This window comes from Paraburkholderia sp. RL17-368-BIF-A (genome assembly GCF_046054045.1).
In the GTDB taxonomy this organism is placed as follows: Bacteria; Pseudomonadota; Gammaproteobacteria; order Burkholderiales; family Burkholderiaceae; genus Paraburkholderia; species Paraburkholderia graminis.
Map to the genome: position 1 here is coordinate 223889 of NZ_JARESN010000008.1, position 25165 is coordinate 249053.

17 protein-coding genes are annotated in these 25165 nt (G+C 64.1%); 7 read left to right on the forward strand and 10 right to left on the reverse strand.

All coding sequences use genetic code 11. From position 1 onward, the window contains the following. Nucleotides 1–8: 8 nt before the first annotated feature. The 3 genes from P0D87_RS16635 to P0D87_RS16645 all read right to left on the reverse strand — a co-directional run bounded on the left by P0D87_RS16635 (nucleotide 9) and on the right by P0D87_RS16645 (nucleotide 3195). Nucleotides 9–866: a carbohydrate ABC transporter permease gene (locus P0D87_RS16635; protein WP_006048508.1), complete on the reverse strand. Its 858-nt coding sequence runs from the start codon at nucleotides 864–866 to the stop codon at nucleotides 9–11. Further along, on the reverse strand, nucleotides 856–1794 hold the full coding sequence (locus P0D87_RS16640) for a carbohydrate ABC transporter permease (RefSeq protein WP_006048509.1): 939 nt from the start codon (nucleotides 1792–1794) through the stop codon (nucleotides 856–858). Before P0D87_RS16640 ends, P0D87_RS16635 begins: the two co-directional genes overlap by 11 nt. Before the next feature lie 153 nt (nucleotides 1795–1947). Beyond that, nucleotides 1948–3195 (reverse strand): ABC transporter substrate-binding protein, encoded by a 1248-nt coding sequence (locus tag P0D87_RS16645; RefSeq protein ID WP_006048510.1) that lies wholly within the window; start codon nucleotides 3193–3195, stop codon nucleotides 1948–1950. Between the two features lie 487 nt (nucleotides 3196–3682). Between P0D87_RS16645 and zwf the strand changes: the two genes are divergently transcribed. From zwf to P0D87_RS16665, 4 genes are all read left to right on the forward strand, one after another. Then, complete coding sequence (zwf, locus tag P0D87_RS16650; protein ID WP_006048511.1) at nucleotides 3683–5146, forward strand: glucose-6-phosphate dehydrogenase; 1464 nt, start codon at nucleotides 3683–3685, stop codon at nucleotides 5144–5146. 49 nt (nucleotides 5147–5195) lie between these two features. Next, a complete protein-coding gene (pgl, locus tag P0D87_RS16655; protein WP_053857686.1) occupies nucleotides 5196–5948 on the forward strand; it encodes a 6-phosphogluconolactonase in 753 nt (250 codons plus the stop codon). Beyond that, nucleotides 5926–7842, forward strand: coding sequence for a bifunctional transcriptional regulator/glucokinase (locus P0D87_RS16660; RefSeq protein ID WP_006048513.1), 1917 nt, complete (start codon nucleotides 5926–5928; stop codon nucleotides 7840–7842). Before pgl ends, P0D87_RS16660 begins: the two co-directional genes overlap by 23 nt. Nucleotides 7843–7994: 152 nt before the next feature. Next, nucleotides 7995–8921, forward strand: a complete 927-nt coding sequence (locus tag P0D87_RS16665) for a bestrophin family protein (RefSeq protein ID WP_029971138.1) — start codon at nucleotides 7995–7997, stop codon at nucleotides 8919–8921. A gap of 41 nt (nucleotides 8922–8962) precedes the next feature. Here P0D87_RS16665 and P0D87_RS16670 read toward each other — a convergent pair whose 3' ends face one another. From P0D87_RS16670 to apbC, 5 genes are all read right to left on the reverse strand, one after another. Beyond that, nucleotides 8963–9676 carry a lysozyme inhibitor LprI family protein gene (locus P0D87_RS16670; RefSeq protein WP_053857685.1) on the reverse strand — a complete coding sequence of 238 codons (714 nt, stop codon included), beginning with the start codon at nucleotides 9674–9676 and terminating at the stop codon, nucleotides 8963–8965. A 2-nt stretch (nucleotides 9677–9678) separates the two neighbouring features. Continuing rightward, nucleotides 9679–11964, reverse strand: a complete 2286-nt coding sequence (locus P0D87_RS16675; protein ID WP_006048516.1) for an arginine/lysine/ornithine decarboxylase — start codon at nucleotides 11962–11964, stop codon at nucleotides 9679–9681. 87 nt (nucleotides 11965–12051) lie between these two features. Further along, nucleotides 12052–12621, reverse strand: a complete 570-nt coding sequence (gene dcd / locus P0D87_RS16680; protein WP_006048517.1) for a dCTP deaminase — start codon at nucleotides 12619–12621, stop codon at nucleotides 12052–12054. Between the two features lie 285 nt (nucleotides 12622–12906). After that, entirely contained in the window at nucleotides 12907–13440 is a 534-nt protein-coding gene (locus P0D87_RS16685; protein ID WP_408636956.1) for a superoxide dismutase family protein, read from the reverse strand. 120 nt (nucleotides 13441–13560) lie between these two features. Beyond that, on the reverse strand, nucleotides 13561–14649 hold the full coding sequence (gene apbC / locus P0D87_RS16690; protein ID WP_053857684.1) for an iron-sulfur cluster carrier protein ApbC: 1089 nt from the start codon (nucleotides 14647–14649) through the stop codon (nucleotides 13561–13563). A gap of 381 nt (nucleotides 14650–15030) precedes the next feature. Between apbC and P0D87_RS16695 the strand changes: the two genes are divergently transcribed. Beyond that, nucleotides 15031–15684, forward strand: coding sequence for a YiaD family glycine zipper/OmpA-like lipoprotein (locus P0D87_RS16695; protein ID WP_006048521.1), 654 nt, complete (start codon nucleotides 15031–15033; stop codon nucleotides 15682–15684). A gap of 400 nt (nucleotides 15685–16084) precedes the next feature. After that, on the forward strand, nucleotides 16085–18232 hold the full coding sequence (metG, locus tag P0D87_RS16700; RefSeq protein ID WP_053857683.1) for a methionine--tRNA ligase: 2148 nt from the start codon (nucleotides 16085–16087) through the stop codon (nucleotides 18230–18232). A 95-nt stretch (nucleotides 18233–18327) separates the two neighbouring features. Here metG and P0D87_RS16705 read toward each other — a convergent pair whose 3' ends face one another. Both P0D87_RS16705 and P0D87_RS16710 read right to left on the reverse strand, forming a co-directional pair. Further along, nucleotides 18328–22725 carry a translocation/assembly module TamB domain-containing protein gene (locus P0D87_RS16705; RefSeq protein ID WP_408636957.1) on the reverse strand — a complete coding sequence of 1466 codons (4398 nt, stop codon included), beginning with the start codon at nucleotides 22723–22725 and terminating at the stop codon, nucleotides 18328–18330. 28 nt (nucleotides 22726–22753) lie between these two features. After that, nucleotides 22754–24610 (reverse strand): autotransporter assembly complex protein TamA, encoded by a 1857-nt coding sequence (locus P0D87_RS16710; protein ID WP_053857681.1) that lies wholly within the window; start codon nucleotides 24608–24610, stop codon nucleotides 22754–22756. Between the two features lie 360 nt (nucleotides 24611–24970). On the opposite strand from P0D87_RS16710, the gene P0D87_RS16715 reads away from it, so the two are divergent. Beyond that, nucleotides 24971–25156: a DUF3460 family protein gene (locus P0D87_RS16715; RefSeq protein WP_029971131.1), complete on the forward strand. Its 186-nt coding sequence runs from the start codon at nucleotides 24971–24973 to the stop codon at nucleotides 25154–25156. Nucleotides 25157–25165: the final 9 nt, after the last annotated feature.

Genomic DNA, 25165 nt, shown 5'->3' on the forward strand with positions numbered 1-25165 from the left:
GCGAGGCGTTAGCCCTTCACCGCGCCGGCCGTCAGCCCGCGCACGAAATAGCGTCCGGCGATGATGTAGACGAGCAAGGTCGGCAATGCGGCGATGATCGCGCCGGCCATGTCGACGTTGTATTCCTTCACGCCCGTCGACGTATTCACGAGGTTGTTCAGCGCCACCGTGATCGGCATCGAATCGACGCCGGAGAACACGATACCGAACAGGAAGTCATTCCAGATCTGCGTGAATTGCCAGATGAGGCAGACCATGAAAATCGGCAGCGACACGGGCAGCAGAATCTTCGTGAAGATCGTGAAGAAACCCGCGCCGTCGATACGCGCCGCCTTCACGAGTTCAGCCGGAATGCTCACGTAGAAGTTGCGGAAGAACATCGTCGTGAACGCGATACCGTAGATCACGTGCACCACCACCAGGCCGGTCGTGGTGTTCGACAGGCCGAGAAAGCCTTCGAAGCGCGCCATCGGCAGCAGGATCGCCTGGAACGGAATGAAGCAGCCGACCAGCAGCATCGTGAAGATCGGATCGGCGCCGCGAAAACGCCAGTGCGTGAGCACATAACCGTTGAACGCGCCGATGATCGACGAGATCAGCACCGCCGGAATTACCATCCGCACCGAGTTCATGAAGAACGGCTGCATGCCGTCGCAACGCACACCCGTACACGCGCCGCTCCATGCCTTGATCCACGGATCGACGGTCCAGTGCGTAGGCGGCGTCAGCAGATTGCCGGTGCGCAACTGGTCGATGTCCTTGAACGACGTGGACAGCATCACGTACAGCGGAAACAGGAAGTACAGGGCAAACAGGACCAAGGCCGCGTAAATGACGGCACGGCTGATCGTCATCTTAGGCTGCATTGCGGGTGCTCCTCGATTCCAGATACATGAGCGGCACGAGCACGGCCACGACGGTTGCGAGCATCATCATCGACGATGCCGCGCCGACGCCGAGTTGCCCGCGATTGAACGAAAACGTGTACATGAAGATAGCCGGCAGCGACGACGACGTGCCCGGACCGCCCGCCGTCAACGCGACGACGAGGTCGAAGGTCTTGATCGTGATGTGGCAAAGAATCAGCAGCACCGAGAAGAACACCGGACGCATGCTCGGAATCACGATCTTGCGATAGATGGTGGGCAGGTTCGCGCCGTCCATCTGCGCGGCCTTGAAGATTTCGCCGTCCACGCCGCGCAGGCCCGCAAGAAAGAGGGCCATCACGAAGCCGGTGGATTGCCATACCGCCGCGATCACCACGCAAAAAATGGCCTTGTCCGGGTCGCCGAGCCAGCTAAACGAAAAGCTCGTCCAGCCCCAGTCGTGGAAAACTTTTTCGAGGCCGATGCTCGGCGTCATGATCCATTGCCACGCCGTGCCGGTCACGATGAACGACAGCGCCATCGGATACAGAAACACCGCGCGCAATGCGCCTTCGTTGCGGATCTGCTGATCGAGCAGGATCGCGAGAAAGAGACCGAGGCCGATGCAAATGCCGATAAACGGAATGCCGAACCAGCCGAGGTTCGCAGCCGAGGTCCAGAACACGTCGTTATCGAACAGTTCGCGATAACGGTCCAGACCGACGAAATCATAACGAGGCATCAGTCGCGAATTGGACAGCGACAGATAGCCGGTGATGGCGATGAAGCCATAGACGAAGATCAGGCTGATCACGACGCTGGGTGCGAGCACCAGCTTCGGAATCCAGCGATCGGCAAGGGCCGCCATGGGCGACGTGCGGCGGGCGACGCTAGCCGTTTTCCCGTTTCCGCTGATAGAAGCAGTCACTACTCGACTCCTGCTGAAACTGTCAGGTGAAGCCGCGTGCATGCGAGGCGCAGTGCAAACAGCGCACACCGCATTGCGCGAATTCACGCGATCAACGGCGCGAAGGGCGCGCCCGCTTAATACATTCGACGGACGCGCCCTTCGCTACTTCACTTACTTGGTCTTCGCTGCCTTCGCGAGCGCGGTCACTGCGCTCTTCGAATCCTGCTGCGAGTTCATGAACTTCGTGACGACGTCGGAGATCGCGCCGGCTGCCGCATCCGGCTGAGCCATGCCGTGAGCGAGCGACGGCACATAGCCGCCCGACTTGATCGCCGTTTGTTCATCCGCGTACGACTTCTTCGCGCAGTCGTCGAACTTCGCCATCGAGACGCCCAGACGAACCGGAATCGAGCCCTTGTTCAGGCTGAACTGCTCCTGGAACTCCGGCGTCATGATCGTCTTCGCGAGCGCGAGCTGACCCGGCGTTGCCGCCTTCTGGCCTTTCTGCTGGAAGAACACGAACGAGTCGACGTTGAACGTGTACGACTTTTCGGTGCCCGGCACGGCGGCGCAAACGTAGTCCGCGCCCGACTTCTTGCCGGCGTTGGCGAATTCGCCCTTCGCCCAGTCGCCCATGAACTGCATGCCGGCCTTGCCGTTGATGACCATCGCCGTTGCCAGGTTCCAGTCACGGCCCGTGCGGCCCGCGTCGAAGTAACCCTGGATCTTGCGGACCGTGTCGAACACGCCGACCATCTTGTCCGACGTCAGCGTCTTTTCGTCGAGGTCGACCAGCGCCTTCTTGTAGAAGTCCGCGCCTTGCGACAGCACGACGTCTTCCCACAGCGTCAGGTCTTGCCACGGCTGGCCGCCCATCGCGATCGGCTGAATGCCCGCGGCCTTCATCTTGTCGGCCACCGCGAAGAATTCAGGCCACGTGGTCGGCACCTTGCCGCCTGCCTTGTCGAGCGCCGCCTTATTGATGTACAGCCAGTTCACGCGATGCACCGAGAACGGCGCCGCGACATAGTGGCCGTCCGCGTGCATGATCTTGTCGATTTCCGGCGGCAGGTTCTTCTTCCAGTCGCCCGCGACGGAGTCGATCGGCACCAGCACGCCTTGCGAAGCCCAGTCCTGAATCAGCGGGCCCTTGATCTGCGCGGCGCTCGGTGCATTGCCCGAGATCACCTGCGTCTTCAGTGCCGTCATGGCAGCCGCGCCCGCGCCACCCGCAACCGCAAAGTCCTTCCACGTGTAACCCTGCTTCGTCATGTCGTCCTTGAGGACGCCGACGGCTTTCGATTCACCGCCCGAAGTCCACCAGTGCAACACTTCGACGGACTCGGCAGCCTGCACGGCCGAGACGCCACACATCAGACCCGCGGCGCACAGAGCGCCCATGATCGCGCGAAATTTCATTGCTTATCTCCTCCAGACACCTGAACAAAAAACAAATGGCCCCTGATGTCGCCAGGGTGCTGTGGTTGGTTCAAACAGGCAAAACACTGGGCGATCGAGCACGGTCGGGCGCATGCGTTAAGGCATGTGCCGGCGGACCGATGTCCGGCCGCTGGAAGCTCAAGAGATGAGTGATTCGGGATGCAACTGACTGTCTCCTCTTTTGATTTTTGCCCGCCCGCGTCGCGCGGCAGACTCGAGGCTGGCCCATGCCGGCAATGCAATGTCCGTTTGCAATGTCCGTTAACATGCAGGGGACGTTGGCCGATTCGCGAAACGTGCAACTGACATGCAGCGCACGCTTTTTTCATCGAATTAGCGCTACCTCTTGATTTGGATTGTAGTTAAACTACAATTCAGTGTCAAAAAATATTTTATCGGACTACGGTCGCCTGTTCGCGAGGAGCGAGCGGTTGGCGCGGCGGCCCCAGGACATCGACGGAGACTCATGCAAACCGATTCAAGTTTCACCTTCGTTCTCTTCGGCGGAACCGGCGATCTGTCGATGCGCAAGATTCTCCCCGCACTGTTTGAAGCACACCGTGCGGGCGGCATGCTGGCCGACAGCGGCAAGATCGTCGCGGTCGCGCGCCACGCAGCGGATCGCGGCGAATATCTTCAGTGGGTCAACGAGCACGTCAAGCCGCATGTATCGAAGAACGGTGTCGACGAAACGGCATGGGCGAGTTTTCTCGAACGCATCGAGTTCGTGAAGATCGACCTGGGCAATCCCGAAGACTTCACGTTGCTGCGCGATGCGGTGAAGGACTTGCCCGGCATCCGCGTGTTTTATCTCGCTACGGGTCCGTCGCTGTTCGTGCCGATCTGCCGCGCGCTCGCGTCGGTGGGGCTCAATGAAAACGCGCGCATCGTGCTCGAAAAGCCGCTCGGCTACGACCTGAAGTCGTCGAATGCAATCAACGACGCGGTCGGCGAAATCTTCGCGGAAGAACAGATCTACCGCATCGACCACTACCTCGGCAAAGAGCCCGTGCAGAACCTGCTCGCGCTGCGCTTCGGCAATGCTTTGTTCGAGCCGCTGTGGCGCCGCGAGTGGGTCGAAAGCATCCAGATCACGATCGCGGAAGAACTCGGTGTCGAAGCGCGCGGCGATTTCTACGACAATACCGGCGCGCTGCGCGACATGGTGCAGAACCATTTGCTGCAACTGCTTTCGATCGTCGCAATGGAGCCGCCGCATTCGATGGACTCCGACTCGGTGCGCGACGAAAAGCTGCGCGTGCTGCGCGCGCTCAAGCCCATCAATCAGCTCGACATCGGCAAGGTTGCGGTGCGCGGCCAGTATCATTCGGGCGTGATTCGCGGCAACGCCGTGCCCGCCTACGCGACCGAACCCGGCGTGAAGCAGAACAGCACGACCGAAACCTTCGTCGCGCTGAAGGTCGAGATAGAAAACTGGCGCTGGGCGGGCGTGCCGTTTTTCCTGCGCACCGGCAAACGGCTTGCCGATCGCGTCGCGGAAATCGTCGTGAATTTCCGCTCGGTGCCGCATTCGGCATTGGGCGCATCGGCGTTGCGCGCGGGCGCGAATCGTCTGGTGATCCGCTTGCAGCCGAACGAGACCATCCGTCTTTACTGTCTCGCGAAGCAGCCGGGCGAAGGCATGAACCTCGCCAGCGTTCACCTCGATCTCGCGTTCGACCAGTTCTTCCGCGAAGGGCAGATGGAAGCGTATCAACGTCTTCTGCTCGATGTGATCAACGGGCGTCTCGCCCTCTTCGTGCGGCGCGACGAACAGGAAGCCGCGTGGCGCTGGGTCGAACCGATTCTGAACGAATGGAAGGCTTCGAACAAACCGCCGAAGCCGTATGCGTCGGGCACATGGGGTCCTGCCGCGGCGAGCGCGATGCTCGCGCAGCACGGCACCTGCTGGCTCGAAGAAGAGAATTGATTCGCGGCGGCTGGTCGCCGCGCTAACAAAAAAGCAGCACGGAGGAGAAGTGATCGAGCTTCACGCTTTCGACGATCAACGCGCGCAATCCGACGCGTTGGCGAAGGCAGTCGGCGACGCGCTACATGCATCGCTGGCCGCCCAGGCGGCAACGTCGGACGCCGGTATTGCCGGCGCGTCCACGGCCGGTACGTCCACCACGACATCTGCGGCCCGCCCGGCGCTGCTCGCCGTTTCGGGCGGCAGCAGTCCGCGCCCGTTCCTGCAGACGTTATCCACGCAAAGCTTCGACTGGGCGCGCATCGCCGTGACCCTCGTCGACGACCGCTGGGTGCCCGAGACGGACAGCGCGAGCAACGCGCAGCTCGCGCACGCGACGCTGCTGCAGAACGCCGCGCAGAACGCGACCTTCTGGCCGCTCGCCGACACATCGCAGGACCTGCATTCGCACGTCGCCGCGCTGAACGCCGACGCGCGTTTTGCCAATGCGCCCGACGTCGCGATTCTCGGCATGGGCGAAGACGGCCACACCGCGTCGATCTTCGCCGACGCACCCGAGTGGGATCACGCGATCACCACGCGCGAGCGCTTCGTCGCCGTGCATCCCGGCAGCGCGCCGCATGCGCGCGTGAGCTGGTCGCTTTCCGCGTTGAAGGAAGTGAAGCACCTGTATTTGCTGATCGCAGGACCGCGCAAGATGGATGTGCTGAACGCCGCCGCCTCTTCGCTACAAAAAAATGCCATCTCGCAGTTGGCGAACGACAAGGGAGTGAGACTCGATGTCTACTGGTGTGCAAACTAAGGCTGCTCCGGGCGCGGGCCAGCACGCCGATGGACCGAGGCTTCTCGCCGACATCGGCGGCACGAACGCGCGCTTCGCGCTCGAAACCGGACCGGGCGAGATCGGCTCGGTGCAGGTCTATCCGTGCGCGGAGTATCCCGGTGTTGCCGAGGTCATCAAGAAGTATCTGAAGGACATGAAGATCGGCCGCGTGAATCATGCGGCCATTGCAATTGCGAACCCGGTCGACGGCGATCAGGTCAGCATGACGAATCACGACTGGACCTTCTCGATCGAAGCGACGCGCCGCGCGCTCGGCTTCGACACGCTGCTGGTCGTGAACGACTTCACCGCGCTGGCGATGGCCTTGCCGGGCCTCACCGACGCGCAGCGCGTGCAGGTCGGCGGCGGCACGCGCCGCCCGAATAGCGTGATCGGCCTGCTCGGTCCGGGCACCGGCATGGGCGTCTCGGGTCTGATTCCCGCCGACGACCGCTGGATCGCGCTCGGCAGCGAAGGCGGCCACGCCACCTTCGCGCCCGCCGACGAGCGCGAGGACATCGTGCTGCACTACGCGCGCAAGAAGTGGTCGCATGTGTCGTTCGAGCGCGTGGCCGCGGGCCCCGGCATGGAAGTGATTTATCGTGCGCTCGCGGGCCGCGACAAGAAGCGCGTGGCGGCCAACGTCGACACGCGCGAGATCGTCAAGCGCGCGCTCGAAGGCGAGCCGCTCGCCGCCGAATCCGCCGATGTGTTCTGCGGGATTCTCGGCACGTTCGCAGGCAATATCGCGGTGACGCTGGGCGCGCTCGGCGGCATTTACATCGGCGGCGGCGTGGTGCCGCGGCTCGGCGACTTCTTCGCGCGCTCGTCGTTTCGCAAGCGCTTTGAGGCGAAGGGCCGCTTCGAGGCGTACTTGCAGAACGTGCCGACCTATGTGATCACCGCGGAATATCCGGCCTTTCTCGGCGTGTCCGCGATTCTCGCCGAACAGTTGTCGAATCGCGCGGGCGGCAGTTCGTCGGCGGTATTCGAGCGGATTCGCCAGATGCGCGACGCGTTGACGCCGGCCGAGCGCCGCGTCGCCGATCTCGCGTTGAACCACCCGCGCTCGATCATCAACGATCCGATCGTCGACATCGCGCGCAAGGCCGACGTGAGTCAGCCGACCGTGATCCGCTTCTGCCGTTCGCTCGGCTGCCAGGGACTGTCGGATTTCAAGCTGAAGCTCGCCACCGGCTTGACCGGCACAATTCCGGTGAGCCATAGCCAGGTGCATCTCGGCGATACCGCGACCGACTTCGGCGCGAAGGTGCTCGACAACACCGTGTCGGCGATTCTGCAATTGCGCGAGCATCTGAACTTCGAGCAGGTGGAACGCGCAATCGATCTGTTGAACGGCGCGCGTCGTATCGAGTTCTATGGCCTCGGCAATTCGAACATCGTCGCGCAGGACGCGCACTACAAGTTCTTCCGCTTCGGCATTCCGACCATTGCTTACGGCGATCTGTACATGCAGGCGGCTTCCGCTGCGTTGCTCGGCAAGGGCGACGTGATCGTCGCGGTGTCGAAGTCGGGCCGCGCGCCCGAGTTGCTGCGCGTGCTCGATGTCGCGATGCAGGCCGGCGCGAAAGTGATCGCGATCACGTCGAGCAACACGCCGTTGGCCAAGCGCGCGACGGTCGCGCTCGAAACCGATCACATCGAGATTCGCGAGTCGCAACTCTCGATGATCTCGCGCATCCTGCATCTGGTGATGATCGATATTCTCGCGGTCGGCGTGGCGATTCGCCGGGCCGTGCCGAGCGCGGACGTCGCGGAAACGGTGGCGAAAGCGCGTCAAGGCGCGGACGACGACGCAACCGCCGTACTCGACTGGCTCAGTCACGGCGCGGCTTCATCGGCGCGCGATTGACGTTTGCAGATTGAGGCTTGCATGAAGGCCACGCTACGGCGTGGCCTTCATGCTTTCTGCTGAAGCATTGCCCGTGCGAGCCTGCGCTTCAATCGCGCGACTCGCACAACAAGCGATAATAGAAACTCCATCGCTCATGGCACAGCACACCGATGATCATCCGTCCGCATCTCCATTGGTTCCGCATGCTGCTTGCGTGGCGCGGCTCGGTGCTTCCGCAGTTGCTTCCCCGGCTGTTCCTCATTTTCGCGATCTCGATCGTTGCGGTCGCAGCGCACGATCATCTGCTGCCCATCTCGCTGAACCTCAACACGACTGCGCCGTTCTCGCTCGTCGGCATCGCTCTCGCAGTGTTTCTCGGCTTTCGCAACAACGCCAGTTATGACCGCTGGTGGGAAGCGCGCAAGCTGTGGGGTCAACTGCTGAACGACGCGCGTTCGCTCATTCGTCAGGCGCTGACCTTGCGAACGACGCCGTTGCCCAAAGAAGACGCGGCCGAATTTTGCGCCGCATTGGGCGCGTTGCCGCATGCGCTGCGGCATCAGCTTCGCAAAAGCGATCCGCGCGAAGACCTCGCCGCGCGCCTGCCGCCCGCGCTGTTCGAACGCGTGATGGCGTCGCGCTACCAACCGGCGACATTGATGCTGGTTCTCGGCGAATGGGTGCAGCGCCAGGCGCAAAAAGGCTCAATCGATCCGATGGCCGTACTCGCGTTCGACCGGAATCTGAATGGCTTGTCGGATGTGATCGGCGGATGCGAGCGCATTGCCTCCACGCCGCTGCCGTTTGCCTACTCGGTGATGATTCACCGCACGGTCTACTTCTTCTGCGCGTCGCTGCCGTTCGGACTCGTCGACAGCATCGGCATTTTTACGCCGGTGTTCGCGGTGTTCGTCGCGTACACGTTCATGGCGCACGAAGCGATCGCGTCGCAAATCGAAGAGCCGTTCGGCACCGACGACAACGACCTCGCGCTGCACACCATGTCGCTCACCATTGAAGACGCACTGCGCGATCTGCGCGGCGAACCCGCGGTCGCGCTGCCCGATCTGCAAGCCGACAGCTACGCGTTGACCTGAAGCTCTCGTCTCGATGAGGCGGCTTCTGCGCGCGCAGAAGCCTAGTCGTTGCCGACCGTTTCCGACAAGCGCTTGAGCGTCGCCACACGCGCACCGATGATGTCGATGCGGCCCCGCTCGTCGACCAAAGGCGTGCTTGCGTTCAGATAAGCGGTCCACGCCTTTTGCGCGCGCGTCAGCGTGGAACGCGAACGCGCCGGCATTTTCGCTTGCAGACGACGGTAGTAGCGGTTCATGTCGAACATCGCGTGTTCGCAGCGCGCGTCGGCGGCACAGGCGCGCACACGGCCGCTCCGCGAACGACCGGCCTTAGGTTGCCCACCTGCGCTCGCATCTGCCGCCGCGCTGCGCAGCACGAGCGCGCGGTCGCGCACCGGCTGCAATTGCATATCGGCGGCGGCAAGCACATACATCGTGCCGCGCGTGGTGGCGAACACCGCCGCGAGCAGTTGCGTGTCGGCATCGCGCCAGGCCTGCCAGCTCGCCTGACTCTTCTGCCACTGCTTGCGGCGCGTCTGCGGCGACTCGCCCTGCAACTGCTGCCATGCGTTATCCAGCGCGCTCTTCCAGCCGATGCGCGCCGTCTCCATGCACTGCACCTGCCCGGCCGTCGACGACATATCGCTGCGCGCAAGACAGGTGCGCATGGCCGCGTCGATCGGATCGGCGGCGGCGACTTCGGCGCGCGCCGCGAGCGGCGCGACGCCAAGCAGCAGCGCACAGATGACAGCCCGCGCGAGCAACGTCGATCGCATCGTCAGACGCGCACGCAATCGACGAAATATTCGATGCGCCCGTTGATCATTTCGCCGACGAGTCCGTGGATGTCCGTGTGGAAACCCGGGAACCGCTCGTTGAATTCGCGCGCGAAGCGCAGATAGTTGACGATGGTCTTATTGAAGCGCTCGCCCGGAATCAGCAGCGGAATGCCCGGCGGGTACGGCGTCAACAGAATGGACGTGACGCGGCCTTCGAGTTCGTCGATAGGCACACGGTCGATCTCGCGATGCGCGAGCTTCGCGAATGCGTCCGACGGCTTCATCGCCGGCTCCATGCTCGACAGGTACATCTCGGTGGTCAGGCGCGCAATGTCGTTCGCACGATAGACGCTGTGAATCTGCTGGCACAAGTCGCGCAACCCGACGCGCTCATACGTCGGATGCAATGCGACGAAGTCCGGCAGCACGCGCCACAACGGCTGGTTGTTGTCGTAGTCGTCCTTGAACTGCTGAAGCTCGGTCACCATCGAGTTCCAGCGGCCCTTCGTGATGCCGATCGTGAACATGATGAAGAACGAGTACAAGCCGGTCTTCTCGACGATGATGCCGTGCTCGGCCAGATACTTCGTGACGATCGCAGCCGGAATGCCGGTCTCGCCGAAATCGCCGTTCATGTCGAGACCCGGCGTGACGATGGTCGCCTTGATCGGGTCGAGCATGTTGAAGCCTTCGGCGAGCGGGCCGAAGCCGTGCCACGAATCGTCGGGGCGCAGCATCCAGTCCTCGCGCGAGCCGATGCCCTCTTCCGCGAACTGGTCGGGGCCCCACACCTTGAAGAACCAGTCGTCGCCGTATTCGGCGTCGACCTTGCTCATCGCGCGGCGGAAGTCGAGCGCCTCGGCAATCGACTCTTCCACGAGCGCCGTGCCGCCTGGCGCTTCCATCATCGCCGCGGCCACGTCGCACGACGCGATGATCGCGTACTGCGGGCTCGTCGACGTGTGCATCAGATACGCTTCATTGAAGCGATGCTTGTCGAAGCGGCTGTTCTTCGAATCCTGCACGACGATTTGCGAAGCCTGCGAAATGCCGGCCAGCAGCTTGTGCGTGGAATGCGTCGCGTAGATCATCGCGCCGATGCGCGGACGGCCCGCGCCGATCGCATGCATGTCCTGATAGAACTCGTGGAACTCGGCGTGCGGCAGCCAGGCTTCGTCGAAATGCAGCGTGTCGAGCCATTCGCCCAACATCTCCTTGATCATCTCGACGTTGTAGATCACGCCGTCGTACGTGCTTTGCGTGATGGTCAGAATGCGCGGCTTCAGGTTCGGATTATTCGCGAGCGCTTCGCGCGCGAACGGATTCGCCGCGATCTTCTTGCGGATGTTTTCCGGCTCGAATTCGCTGCGCGGAATCGGACCGATGATGCCGAAGTTGTTGCGCGTCGGCGTGAGGAACACCGGAATCGCGCCGGTCATCGTGATCGCGTGCAGGATCGACTTGTGGCAGTTGCGGTCCACCAGCACGATGTCGCCCGGCGCGACCGTGCCGTGCCAGACGATCTTGTTCGACGTCGACGTGCCGTTGGTCACGAAGAACACGTGATCCGCGCTGAAGATGCGCGCGGCGTTGCGCTCCGATGCCGCAACCGGGCCCGTGTGATCGAGCAATTGACCGAGTTCGTCGACCGCATTGCAGACGTCGGCGCGCAGCATGTTCTCGCCGAAGAACTGATGGAACATCTGCCCAAGCGGGCTCTTCAGAAACGCGACGCCGCCCGAATGGCCCGGACAGTGCCACGAGTACGAGCCTTCTTCCGCGTAGTGCACCAGTTCCTTGAAAAACGGCGGCGCGAGCGAATCGAGGTACACCTTGGCTTCGCGGATGATGTGGCGCGCGACGAACTCCGGCGTGTCCTCGAACATGTGGATGAAGCCGTGCAGTTCGCGCAGGATGTCGTTCGGCAAATGGCGCGACGTGCGCGTCTCGCCGTACAGGAAAATCGGAATGTCCGCGTTGCGGCGGCGCACTTCGGTCACGAACGCGCGCAGCGCGACGATGGCCGCCGCGAGTTCCGGCGTCTCGCCTTCGACCACGACGTTTTCGACGTACGGCAGCAGCTCGTCGTCGTCGATGGAAAGGATGAAGCACGACGCGCGGCTCGACTGCTGCGCGAACGAAGTCAGATCGCCGTAGCTCGTCAACCCGAGCACTTCCGCGCCTTCTTTCTCGATTGCTTCGGCCAAAGCCCGGATGCCGGAACCCGAGATGTTCTCGGAGCGGAAATCTTCGTCGATGATGACGACGGGAAAACGGAACTTCATGGGCGATTCTCCAAAAAGAACGACCGCTGCATTCGATAAATTGCAGCGGTCACCCTGTGTACCTGGTGGGTCGATGCGCTGCCGGCGTCAGGTCTTCGGCAACGTGACGCCGTGCTGACCTTGATATTTGCCGCCGCGATCCGCGTACGACGTTTCACAAATCTCGTCGCTTTCGAAAAACAGCACTTGGGCGACGCCTTCGTTCGCGTAGATTTTCGCAGGCAAAGGTGTCGTATTCGAGAATTCGAGCGTGACGTGGCCTTCCCATTCCGGCTCGAACGGCGTGACGTTCACGATGATCCCGCAGCGCGCGTACGTCGACTTGCCGAGGCACACGGTCAGCACCGAGCGCGGAATGCGGAAATACTCGACCGTGCGCGCGAGCGCGAACGAATTCGGCGGAATGATGCAGACGTCGCCCTTGAAGTCCACGAACGATTTCTCGTCGAAATTCTTCGGATCGACAATGGTCGAGTTGATGTTCGTGAAGATCTTGAATTCGTCGGCGCAGCGAATGTCGTAGCCGTAGCTCGAGGTGCCGTAGCTGACAATCTTCCGGCCGTCTTCGGAGACGCGAACCTGATCGGGCACGAACGGCTCGATCATTTTGTGCGACTCGGCCATGCGCCGGATCCACTTGTCGGATTTGATGGTCATAGGTGAACGCTGCTCGACGTGAATAACAGAGGTGTGACGGATAACCGCCCGGTGTGCGCCGGCCGCCTTGCGGCCGGTTTCGCGCATTGCCGTGACGGCGGGAAGGCTGCTAGCGCGCCCGGACGAAGCCGCCCGCGAGTCCTGTTGACGATAACGCCAGCCGGACGCCGCGACGAAAGGCGCTTATTTTACGCGATCACGAAGATGCTGCCGCGGATGCGGGCCACGAATGCGGACCACGAAGGCGCCGCGAATGGACAAGCGCGCGGCCCGTCATGCGATCGTTCATTGCCGGATCGCGCCGCACGCGAGCGCCGGACCGGCGCCATGCTGCGGATACGCGTAAGGATCGGTGGGATCGCGATGCAGCAGAACCGCGCGTTGCAGGACCGAACGGATACCGTCGAGCGACACGTCCGGCGCGACGATGAAGCCGGTTGCCACGCCGTTCGCATCCGCATGAATGTTGCCGAGATCGCCTTCCACGCGCGCGCCTGCTTTCAGACGCTCGGCGGCCGGCGAGAATATCTGGCCGGCGCTCGAGCCGTCGGTCGCATTGCAGTCGCCGCACTCGTGGACTTGCAGCGCGTGATCGCTATTGGGCGGCAAGCCCGAGAGGTTGTAGGTCACCTGCACGCCGTCTGAGCGCTCGATGAACGTCACGAGGCCGCGCGCCTGATTGCCCACGGTGGGCAGCAACTGCGCGTCGGCGCGCTTTTCCTGTGGTCTCAGGAACGCGCTGCAGCCGCATAACAGCACACTGCAGGCAGTCAGGACGATGAACGCATGCACCGCCTGCCCGTCGATTCGTTTTCCCATGCGATCCTCTTGCCGGCCTGGTGGCCGCCCCTGCGGCCGCCGAGCCGAACTTGTGAAGTCGACATGATACCGCGAGAGAAGGCGCAAATAGAGCGTTGCGCCCGCCGCCGCTCGGGCGCCTCAGGTGTTCTGGACCACGATGTTCGGAAACTTCGAGGTCATGTCGCGCGCCCGTTCCGCGATGTGCACTGCCATCTTCCGCGCAATCGTGCGATAGATGTCCGCGATGCGCCCTTGCGGATCGGCCACGACCGTCGGCCGGCCGGAGTCGGTCTGCTCGCGGATCGCAATGTCGAGCGGCAGGCTGCCGAGCACGTCGACGCCGTATTCCTTGCCCATGCGCTCGCCGCCTCCGGCGCCGAAGATATGTTCTTCGTGGCCGCAATTCGAGCAGATATGCATGGCCATGTTCTCGACGATGCCGAGAATCGGAATGCCCACTTTTTCGAACATTTTCAGGCCCTTGCGCGCGTCGAGCAGCGCGATGTCCTGTGGCGTCGTGACGATCACGGCGCCGGTCACGGGCACGCGCTGCGAGAGCGTCAACTGGATGTCGCCGGTGCCCGGCGGCATGTCGACGATCAGATAGTCGAGATCGCGCCAATTGGTCTGCCGCAGCAACTGTTCGAGCGCGGAGGTGGCCATCGGGCCGCGCCAGACCATCGGATTGTCCTGTTCGATCAGGAAGCCGATAGAGTTGGCCTGCAGGCCGTGACCCGTCATCGGATTCATGGTCTTCTCGTCCGGCGATTCCGGGCGCCCCTCGATGCCGAGCATCAACGGCAGCGACGGCCCGTAGATGTCCGCGTCGAGTATGCCCACCGAAGCGCCTTCGCTTGCCAGCGCGAGCGCCAGGTTGACCGCGGTCGTGCTCTTGCCGACGCCGCCCTTGCCCGACGCCACCGCCACGATGTTTTTAACGTTCGGCAAGAGTTTCACGCCGCGCTGCACCGTATGCGCGGCGATTTCCTGCGATACCTCGACGCGCGTCCCGGCCACGCCCGGCACGGCCTTGAGCGCGTCGTCGAACTGCTTGCGGATCGCGTCGAATTGGCGCATGGCCGGATAGCCGAGTACCACCGCGACGCTAACCGTGTCACCCTCCACGGTTACGTTTTTGATGTTCCTGGCAGCGGCATACGGCCGGCCGGTGTTAGGGTCAGCGACGGCTGCGAGCGCAGCGTCGACCAAAGCCCGATCGATACTCATTGACACTCCGAGGGAACACTCGCGGCGCGGCGGAATCGAAGTCCCGTCCACGCGCCGGAATTTGCAAGAAATTGTTAGGCAGCATTGCGAAAACCGGGCCTGCCGGGCACCCTTCGGGCAGGCGGACGGCCGTGGGGCCGCATCGCTGCGCGCCAGGCTTTATTGTAGTGGCTCGCGTCGTGCGCTGCCGGAAGACCCTTCTTCACTGTCGGACCGGGACTGAAGAGCGGCCCTGGGTTGACGCCCGGGTTCCGTCTCGATGAGCAGTCTGCTTGGCTCCCGCCGCGTTCGCCGTCCAGGCTTGATCCAGACGCAACGCTGCGGAGTGCTTTACCTGCGCGCTTCATGCGCGTCATTCGCTTCACTCAAGAGGACTTAAAAATGAATGCAAAAATCATGACTCGCCTGGCTGTTTTCGCGGTTGCCGGCTCCTTGCTGGCAGGCTGCGCTAGCCAGCAAGGCACCAACACGGCCGTCGGCACGGGCGTGGGCGCCGGCACCGGCGCGGCGCTGGGCGCGATTTTCGGCGGCGGCAAGGGCGCGGCAATCGGCGCCGGCGTCGGCGCTGCGGTGGGCGGCATTACCGGCTACAACTGGCAATCCATTCACAACAAGCTGTCGGGCGCCACCAAGGGCACCGGCACGCAGATCACCGAGCAGCCGGACGGCTCGCTCAAGCTGAACATTCCGAGCTCGGTCACGTTCGACACGAACAGCTACGCGATCAAGCCGTCGTTCGCGCCGGTTCTGGATCAGCTCACGCAAACGCTGCAGCAGAATCCTGAAGTGATCGCGCAAGTGGTCGGCCACACGGACAGCACCGGCCAGCCGGCGTACAACCAGACGCTGTCGGTCAACCGCGCGCAAAGCGTGACGGGCTATCTGGCGCAACGCGGCGTCGCGCCGCAACGCCTGTCGGCAGAAGGCATGGGCCAGAACCAGCCGATCGCCGACAACAACACCGAAGCCGGCCGTGCCGCTAACCGTCGCGTGGAAATCTATCTGCGCGCCACGGCTCAGCACACGACGCAATAAGGACAGCGCGCGAAAGCGCAGGAGAAATGGGGCCGCAGGCGGGCCCCGCGCGCCTGGCGTCGACGTGCGCCGGGCCATGATCCAGCCGTAAAAGATGCATCGCGGGAAATCTCGCACGAGGACGAAAAAAATTTCGAACTCTCGCGAAAATCCGCTGTCTGTCTTTACGGTACGTGGCTGGCGAAGCCGCCGCGTCACCATTCTCCTCTTGTCGTTGTTGCTCCGGGGTTAATCGCCCCGGTTTTTTTTTGGGCGCTCGCTTTTCGCATCGCCCGGTGCAGCGCGGCATGACTCCGGCTTCGCATCCCGCTCCGCGTCCGGCTCCGCGCGAGCCCGCGCCCGGTGGGCGTCCGCCTGCTAGAATCGACCTTTCGTCCCACCGCAGGCTCCCACCATCCTTATGTCAGCACCCGCTACCGATCTCATCGCAGGCGCGCCGTCGGGCCGCCGCCAGATTCTCGTCACGTCGGCCCTTCCTTACGCGAACGGGCAAATCCATATTGGCCATCTGGTCGAATATATCCAGACGGACATCTGGGTCCGCGCGCTGCGAATGCACGGTCACGAGGTCTACTACGTGGGCGCCGACGACACGCACGGCACGCCGGTCATGCTGCGCGCGGAAAAAGAAGGCATAACGCCGAAGCAACTGATCGACCGCGTGTGGCAGGAGCACAAGCGCGACTTCGACAGCTTCGGCATTTCGTTCGACAACTACTATTCGACCGATTCCGAAGAGACCCGCGTCCTGAGCGAGAACATCTACCTCGCGCTGAAGGAGGCGGGCCTGATCGACGCGCGCGACATCGAACAGGCGTACGACCCGGTCAAGGAAATGTTCCTGCCCGACCGCTTCATCAAGGGCGAGTGCCCGAAATGCGGCGCGAAAGACCAGTACGGCGACAGTTGCGAAGTCTGCGGCTCGACTTATCAGCCGACCGAGCTCGTCAATCCGTATTCGGTCGTGTCGGGCGCCACGCCGATCCGCAAGACGTCGACGCACTACTTCTTCCGCCTGTCCGACCCGCGCTGCGAGAATTTCCTGCGCGCGTGGGTGGGCGGCCTTGCGCAACCCGAAGCGACCAACAAGATGCGCGAATGGCTCGGCGACGCCGGCGAAGCCAAGCTCGCCGACTGGGACATCTCGCGCGACGCACCCTATTTCGGCTTCGAAATTCCGGGCGCGCCGGGCAAGTATTTCTACGTGTGGCTCGATGCGCCGGTCGGCTACTACGCGAGCTTCAAGAATCTCGCGCAAAAGCGCGGGCTCGACTTCGACGCGTGGGTCCGCAAGGGTTCGACGGCCGAGCAGTATCACTTCATCGGCAAAGACATTCTGTATTTCCACACGCTGTTCTGGCCGGCCATGCTCGAATTTTCGGGCCACCGCACGCCGACCAACGTGTTCGCGCACGGCTTTCTGACCGTCGACGGCGCGAAGATGTCGAAGTCGCGCGGCACCTTCATCACCGCGCAAAGCGTGATCGACACGGGGCTGAATCCAGAATGGCTGCGCTACTACTTCGCCGCCAAGCTGAACAGCACGATGGAAGACCTCGACCTGAACCTCGACGACTTCCAGGCGCGCGTGAACAGCGATCTGGTCGGCAAGTACGTGAACATCGCGAGCCGCGCCGCGGGCTTCCTGATCAAGCGCTTCGACGGCCGTGTGCAGGACAGCGCGATGCAGCATCCGCTGCTCGCTTCGCTGCGCGCCGCGGTCCCGCAAATCGCCGCGCATTACGAGGCGCGCGAGTACAGCCGCGCGCTGCGTCAGACCATGGAACTGGCCGACGCGGTGAACGCCTACGTCGATACCGCCAAGCCGTGGGACCAGGCGAAAGACCCGGCCAACGCCGTCGCGCTGCACGAAACATGCAGCGTGAGCATCGAGGCGTTCCGCCTGTTGTCGCTTGCGCTCAAGCCGGTGCTGCCGAAGCTCGCCGAAGCCGTCGAAGGCTTTCTCGGTATCGAGCCGCTGGTGTGGGCCGACGCCAACGTGCCGCTCAGCTCCGCGCGCCCGATCAACGCGTACAAACATCTGATGACGCGCGTCGATCCGAAGCAGATCGAAGCGCTGATCGCGGCCAATCGCGACTCGCTGCAGGCCACGCCGGAAACGGCTGGGTCCGCCGCGGACGCGAAGGCAAAGTCGAAGGCTGCCAAAGCACTCACAGCAGCCGCTGGCGCGCACGACGAAACGCCGGACGTCATCTCAATCGACGACTTCGCGAAGATCGACCTGCGCGTCGCGAAGATCGTCGACTGCAAGGCGGTGGAAGGCTCGGACAAACTGCTGCAACTCACGCTGGATGTCGGCGAAGAGAAAACGCGCAACGTGTTCTCCGGCATCAAGTCCGCGTATCAGCCGGAGCAGTTGATCGGCAAGCTGACGGTGATGGTCGCGAACCTCGCGCCGCGCAAGATGAAGTTCGGTTTGTCCGAAGGCATGGTGCTGGCGGCATCGGCGGCGGACGAGAAAGCCGAACCGGGCCTTTACGTGCTCGAGCCGCACAGCGGCGCGAAGCCGGGCATGCGGGTGAAGTAAAACCGGCAGCGGGCTTTTCCGCACCACGCTCTCGCCCGGCAAACAAAAACGGCACGTCCTCAAAAGACGTGCCGTTTTTTACGCCTGCGAAAAAGTCACCACTTGATCCGGTCGTAGCGCCGCGTGTAGAGCAACGTGAGTCCGTCGAACGTGCCGCCATAAGCCGCGACCGACCAGTAGCGCGTCAGATTGACCGTCGCCTTGATCGCGTTGCTCGCCGACTGCAAGCCCTGCTCATAGCCGATCACGAGCCATTCGTTGATCGCCTTCGACACCATCACCACCTGCGGATCGGTGAGCCCGACTTCGCTGTGTCCAATCGAAAACTCGTCGAGCCCGAAGGTCTGCGCAATCCGCTTGCCGCTCGCGCTGCCGAGCAACGCGAGCGCCGTCGTCATCGTGCTCTGCTGGCCGAGGTTATTGCCCTGGTCCGTACCGTGGCCGAACAGCAGCCATGAGAGCTTCTCGTTGTCCGGCACGTTCGGCTCGGACACGAGCTTCGCGACCGGGAACTGAACCGTGCCCGTCACCTGCACGCCCGCCTCGACCTGCTGATTGCGGCGCATGGCCAGAATGTTGAGGCCCGGATTCGCCACCGGTCCGTTGAACGTGAAGAAGCCGTTTTCGATGTTGAGCTTGCGGCCGAACGCGGTATACGTCGAGCCCGGCGTCACGCGGACGTTGCCGACCGCGCGCAGCGGCAGATTCGGCGCGCTCATCGCGGTGATGGTGCCGGTCAGGCCAAGATCCGCGCCTTGCCCGCGAAAGCGGAAGCTGTTGCCGAGACTGATGTCGATGTTCGCGCGCGGCGCGAACGGCCCGATCGGCTTGTTGCTGCCGGGTACCGGCCGCGGCCGCTCGCCGGCCACGGTGCCGTCCGGGCGCACCACGACCACGTCGTCGCCGAGCTTGGGCGCCGACTGCTCCGGCATGTCGAACAGCGCGTGATCGACGACAAACTTGCCGTTGATCGCCATGCCGCCCTGCGCACCCGCGTTCGCGACGGTCGCGCTGCCCGTCAGCGACAGATTGCGGTCCGGCGCGGCAAACAACTCCAGTTTGTCGGCGACGATGCTCGCCGTCAGATCCGGCTCCGCGCCGTCGAGGCGCACGCGGCCCGTGGCCCGCAAGGTGCCGCTCGCGCCGTGGAACTCGACCTGCTGGAAGTCCACGAGATTGTGCGACAGCGCGATCCGCACGATGCCGTCCTTCAACTGCACGCCCTGATCGACGAGCGTGGCCGACAGCTCGTCGCCGAGCAGCGAGCCGGTCAGATTGGGCTTGGCCACCGTGCCGCCGAGCGCGAGCTTCAGCGCGAGATGGCCGTCGAGCAGATAACTCGGGCCGAACAGCCCGCCGGTGGTTTTCAGCGACGGCACGTTGGCGCTCACATTGCCGCTGAGCGCACTCTCTTCGTCGACGGTCAAGAAGCCGTCGCGCGCGACGAGCGTGGTGTGCGCATCCGCGTCGATCACGCCGATGCGGCTCGCCTGCGCGTGCAGCGTCGCATTCAGACGATTGCCGCCGCTGAACTCGGCGCGCGCGGCCATATCGGTAATGCCGAGCGATGCCAGCCCGCGGCCGATTTCAACCGTGACGTCGCCGCTGCGCCGCTTCAGTTGGATATGGCCGCTTGCGGTGCTGCCGAGCGCGAAGTCCCAGTCGCCGTCGAAGATCAGATCGGTCCTCACCGCCGGCGGCGCGCCGGTGATCTCGCGCCGCAAGTCCTGCAGACGCGCGAGCGAAATGCCGGTCAGCGTGCCCGCCGATTGCGCGCGGCCGTGATCGAACGCGAACGACTTCAGGCTCAGCACCGCGCCTTCGAGCGTGAGCCGCGTCGCGCCGAGCGTGAGGTGGCGCGGCCCGGCGCTCACGGCAAGCGGCGACTCGAGATTCAACGCGGGCGTGCCGCGGTTTTGCAGACGCGTCACGGTGCCGTCCCAGCGCGTGCCGTCGCGTGCTTCGGTGAGCTTGCCGTTGGCCGCGAGCGTCAGATCGAGCGGCCGATCCTGCAGCTTGCCGGTCGCGGCTGCTTCGAGCGAATGATTGGCGCGCGTGCCGGTCAGGCGCGCGGTGAGCGTGGCGAGATCGACGCCGCCGGCGCTCACGTTGCGCGCATCCGTCGTGAAGACGAGCGCGCCGTTCGCGCCGTCGCGCACTTCGGCGTGGCCTTCCGCGTGGCCGATGCGGTTGCTGCTCAACACGACGCTGTCGGCCTTGTAGTTCAGCACGACGTTTGGATGGTCGAACGAGCCGGTGAGATCGCCGTCGGCGGCAATCATTCCGGCGAGGCCGAAGCCGAGGCGCTCGAGCGCGGGCGCGTCGATATGAAAACGCAAGCGGTCGCCGCGCGCGCCGAAGCTGCCTTGCAAGTCCACCTGATTGCCCGCCACCGACAGGTTCGCGCGGCTCGGCAGGATTCGCGAGCCGGCCAGTTGGATCGTGCCGCCGCCCGTCAGCGGCAGGCCGTCGTAGACGCTCGGGCCCAGTTTGAATTCGGCCTTGGTGGTGAAGCCCGGAGCCAGGACGCCGGTCGCGGACAAGGTGCCGTTGACCTTCGCCTCGATCTTGCGCGCGGGCGGCGCGGCGCGTTTCGGCGCGGGAGTCTTGCGCTGCATGACCTCGCTTTTGACGACGGCCTTGCCGGTGTTCTTCACGGCGGCAGCCGCCTTGTCGGCCGGAGCCGCGCTTTTTGCGCCCGCGGTGCTGCCGGCTTGTGCGGCAGCTTCGGTGGACACTTCGGCGGCCTGCTTGCCTTTGGCCGCGCGCTGCGGTCCAGAGGACGCGGCGACCGGCGTGCGCGACGGCATCTGCGAGGTCAGCGTCAACGGGTCGAAGTCGGTCAGTTGCGCTTTCAGGTTGTAGCTGGAATTGGCGTCGTGCTTGAGCGCGCCGGACAGTTCGATGCGGCCCTTGCCCGAGGTGATGCGCACGTCGTTGAAGCTGAGCCGCGCCGGGTCCATCGTGAGCTTGCCTTGCGCGCGCAACGCCGCTTTCGGGTCGGCGAGATCGAGCGTCACGCTCTGAATGTCGTCATTCAGACGGATGGCGATGGGCCCGGAAAGCTGCGTCGGCCGCACGGTCGCCTGGAGTGCGTTGAGGTCGAGGCCGGCGACCTGCAGGTCGAACTGCCCGCGCTTGCCGGTGAGCGCGCCGCCGCCTGTGAGCGTCGCGTTCTTCACGAGGCGGACGGCGAGGTTCGAGATGCGCTGCGCGTCGGCGTCGAGGCGCACGTCGGCGTTGGCGTCGATGAGCGGCAGCAGGTTCTGATCGATCGCGCCGGGACGCGCGTTGACGATCGAGATATGGCCTGCGACGGCGAACGGGCTGGTTTTTTTGCTGGCGTTGGGGCGATGGGGGGAGCCTGGGGCATGCACGGCGCCGTCACGGCCCGCTCCGCTGTTTGCGCTGTTTGCGCTGTTTGCGCTGTTTGCGCTGTTTGCGCTGGTTGCGCCGTTCGCGCTGGTCGCGCCGTTTCCGCTGCTCGCGCCGTTCACACTGCTCGCACCCGCCCCCGCCCCCACCGGCTGCAACTCCGCCCTCACGGCGAGATCCGCGAGCGGCGCGCCCGGCGCGAACGCCTGCGGATTGACGTGATCGAACGTCAGCGTCGCGCGCTTGAGCGGCACCTCGGCGAACGGCGTGGCTTCGATTTGCGCGTGCCCGGCGAGCTTCATCCCGCTTGCGTCGAGTTCGGCGAGCACATTCTCCAGCGACCCGCTCAGATGCCCGCCCACCTGCACCGCCTCGTCGTTGACCTTGCCCGAGTAACCGACATCGCCCGTCAGCGGAAACGGTTTGACGCCGTCCAGTCTCGCCGACGCCGTCACCCCGCCGAACGGCGTATCCAGGCGCTCGACCGCGGCCTCGTGATGACGTCCGTCGCTGCGGCCATGAAAAGCGAAGTGCGAAAACTCGCTCGTCGACGTGCCCTGGCGCAGCAGCAGGCTGTCGACTTGCACATCGCGGATCTCGAGCTGCATCGGCAAGCGCAGGTCCTGCGGCAGCTTCAGCGGTTCATTGCTGCTCGGCGACGATGCGCCGATGCGCGCGTCGATGGTGCCGACATGCAGATAGTCGATCGTGAAGCGCCACGGTTCGCGCGTGAGTCCCCAGCGGCCAGACACGCGGTCGATCTGAATGTCGGTGCCGCTGCCGTCCAGCGCGCGCCAGCGCACTGCGCGCAGCCGCACGCCGTTGGCCAGCGCGCCGCCTTCGAGCGTGCCGCTCAGCTTGCCGCCCAGCAGCCGCACCGCCGCCTGCCAGGCGTACGCGGTGCCGCGCTCGGTGGTAAGCGCGCCGTACACGAGACCCAGCGCCAGAACGAGCAGCAACACCAGCACCACGACCATCCAGCCGAGCGTCTTCAGCAGCAGACGGCCGGCGCCGCGGCGCTTCCCAGGCGGCTGCGGCGCGCCGGGTTGTCCGGCGGCGCCGGGCGGCTCGTTGCCGGGCGGCGGCGCGGGAGGTTGGGCGGAAACGTCCGTGGTCATGCGCGGTTCGGGTAAAAGGAGGTTTCCATCAGAAGGCGATCCCAAGCGTCAGATAAGGCCGCACGCTTCGGTTGCGGATGCCGTAGGCCACGTCGACGTTGACGGGACCGACCGGGCTGCGCCAGCGCGCGCCGACGCCCACGCCCGGATAAAACACTCTTTCGCCCCAGGTGTCGGTGGCGGTGCCGACGTCGAAGAACGCGGCCGCGCCCCAGTCGTGCGTGAACCAGTGCTGATATTCCGCCGACCCCGTCAGCAGATATTTGGTCGGCAGCACGGAACCCTGAACGTTGTTACCGATGCTCTGGTAACTATAGCCACGCACCGAATTCGAGCCGCCCGCGCGAAACAGCAGCGAGGCCGGAATGCCGCTCGAACTGCCGCTCGTGAACACGCCGCCCAGTTCCGCGCGAAATACCACGAGGTCCTGCTTGCCGATCGGCAGGTACTGCTGGCCGCGCGCGTAGCCGCGGATAAACGTCTGGTCGGTCAGCACGCCCTTCACCGCGAAACCGGCCTCGACGTGGATCAGATTGCCTTTGCGCGGAAACAGCGGGTCGTCGGTATTGCGCCGGGTCCACGACCAGGTCGGCACCAGCGCGCGGCTCGTGGTCGGCGGGCCGACGTTCTGATCGAGCCGATCCTGGTAGAACAGAAGCGCGTAGTTGTAGTCGATGAATTGCGACGTGCGCGTGCGCTGCACACCGCCGCGGATACTGTAGATGCGCGTGTCGGAAACATCTGTCGTCGTGTAGGAAGCGAGCACGCTATTGGTCCATGCGCGCGGGCCCGGCGGCATCGCAAGCTGGATCTGGCCGTATTGCTGCACCTGATCGACCCGGCCGTCGATGGTGAACGGCCACGCCTTGCCGAACGTATTCAGATACGAGTACGCGCCCTGCACGAGCGCGCCGTTATCGGTCGAATAGCCGACGCCGCCGCGAATACTGTTGTACGGATATTCCGACACCTTCACATGCAGCGGCGTTTCGGCCGGCTTGGCCGGGTCGCTGTCCACGTCGATCGCGACGCTCGCGTAGTACGGCGTGTTCTGCAACTGCCGCTGCAATTCGGTGATGCGTTGGACGTCGTAAATATCGCCGACCGAAATCGGATTGACGTTGTCGACGATCTGCTCCGGATAGCGCCGCGTGCCCGACACGTCGAGCTTACCCATCGTGAAGGTCGGCCCGCTTTCATAGGCGACGGAGAGCTTCGCCTCGTGCGTGCGCGGATCGACGCGCGCCTCCGAGTGGTAAATCTTCGCGCCGAGATAGCGGCGCGCCTGCAACGCCTTCAGCGATGCGTTCTTCGCGTCGTCCCAGTCGCCTTGGGAAAACGGATCGCCTTCGTGCAGCGAAAATGCGAAGCGCGCGGTGTTTTCCTGCTCCGGGTCCTCGGTCAGCACCGGGCCGCGAAACGACAGCGAGATCGAACTGATGGTGGTTTGCGGGCCTGGATCGACGCTCACGGTGACGCGCTTCGCGTTGTCGACGGTGCGCACGTCGGTGCGCACGACCGGCGTGAAGTAGCCCTGCGTCGCGGCGAGATCGCGCACCTGCTGCGGCGTCGCGGTGATCAGAAACTCGAACTGATCCTCGCTGATGTCGGGACGCTTCGCGAAGCGCGCAATATCCAGATGCTCTTCGAGGAGTTTGCGCAGCGAGCGCGGCGAGGCTTCCACGTCGACCTTGTAGCTCGCCGCCGCGCGCGCCGCGTAAGCGGGCCCGCCGGCGAGCGTCAGCAGCAGCACGGCGGCGGCAAGCCACGCGCGCAGCCAGCGCCGCAGCGCCGCGTTGCCGGCCGACGCGCGCCGCTGCGCTGCACCCCGCGCGCCGCGTTCACCGCGCCGCTCCAGCGGCTTTTCGATCGCACACCCCGCCAAGCAGGACCTCCGGCCATGGTTGATGAATTTTTCGTTCGGGCGCGCAGTGCCGCCGAAGCTCGCTATTTGACCACATCGGCGGAAGCGCGCTATCTCTAAACGCACGCCCGAACACAAGCTTGAACGCGCTGCCGATTCCCGCCGCAGACGCATCCCGCGAGGCGGACGCGCCCGCCTTTGACGCGCCATACGGCGCGCGGTTCCAGCCACGCATGCAACGCGCAACATCGGCCACGATGCGTGCGCCGTCGACGGGGTTTTTCGACCGCGCGCGGCGCATGCGCTAAAATTGCGAAATAGATGCGGCATCCGCACGAAGACCAGCGAAGCCGCCGTTTCCCCAACCACGGACGTCGAGCCATGTATCAGTCGGACATCACCCAGTTCCTCAATCAGCTCAAGGAGCAGAAGCCCACGCTGGAAGCCGAGCAGCGCCGCGGCCGGGCGCTCTTGTGGGACAAGCAGCCGATCGACCTGGAAGAGCGCGCCGAGCAGAAGGCTTCGCGCGTCGAACAGACGCCTTACCAGTACTATCAGAACTTCTAAGCGCCCGGC